We start from the raw sequence: 884 nt of genomic DNA on the forward strand, positions 1-884 counted from the left end.
CTAAGACTTGTCCCGTAAATGATCTTTGAGTCGCCCTGGGCAGGGTCGGTCGCGGTGCGATCCGCTGGCTTATCCGGCGAGGGCGAGGTTGTGCAGGCGGGCGATGCCGAGCATGGCTTGGTGCACTCCGTCGCCTTTGAGGCGGCAGTCGCGGAGGATCTTCCAGGTCTTCATGCGGGCGAAGACGTGCTCAACACGGGCACGGACCTGCTTGTGGGACTTGTTGTGCGCCTGCTTCCAGTCGGGCAGGTCTTCACCTTTGCGGCGGCGGTGGGGCATGACGAGTCCGGTGCCGGGATAGCCGCCGTCGGCGATCGTGAGTGTTCTGCCGACGGCGGCTTTGGCGCCGGATTCCTCCCAGGCCTTGCAGTCGTTGCGGTTTCCGGCAAGCGGCCGGCCGACCACGACGACCAGGCGGGTGTCGGCGTCGATGACGATCTGGTGGTTCGTGGAATATCGGTAGTTCTTGGACCGCTCTGCCACGGCGTGGTCGCGGGTGGGCACCAGGGTGCCGTCCACGATGAGCACGGTGTCCTTGGCGAACCGCTTGCGGGGCTGCAGGGCGAGCATCGGCCCGAGGTGGTCGATGATGCGGTCCGCGGCCGACTTCGAGACCCCGAACAGCGGAGCGAGCTGGCGCATCGTCAAGTTCGTGCGCCAGTACGCCGCCACCAGCAGAGCACGGTCCTCCAGCGGAAGGCTCCACGGCCGGCCCTTGCGGACCGCGTCCGCACCCTCGCGCCGCAAAACGGTCACCAGCTTCCCGAAACAGCGCGGACTCAGCCCCGTGAACGGGGCTATCCAAGACGGCTCCGACGCCGTGATCACACCAGCCACACCAAGATCATCTCACCTGTGACCAGCAGTTACGGGACAACCCTTAG

The 884-nt window shown here is 66.1% G+C and carries 1 protein-coding gene; it reads right to left on the minus strand.

Going from position 1 to position 884, the window contains the following annotated elements; genetic code table 11:
* Positions 1-69: 69 nt before the first annotated feature.
* The gene (locus AB4039_RS42235) at positions 70-837 is read right to left on the minus strand and encodes a transposase (RefSeq protein WP_266844437.1); all 768 of its coding nucleotides are present in this window, start codon (positions 835-837) and stop codon (positions 70-72) included.
* Between the last annotated feature and the right edge of the window lie 47 nt (positions 838-884).

It is taken from the genome of Streptomyces sp. M-16 (assembly GCF_052114405.1).
In the GTDB taxonomy this organism is placed as follows: domain Bacteria; phylum Actinomycetota; class Actinomycetes; order Streptomycetales; family Streptomycetaceae; genus Streptomyces.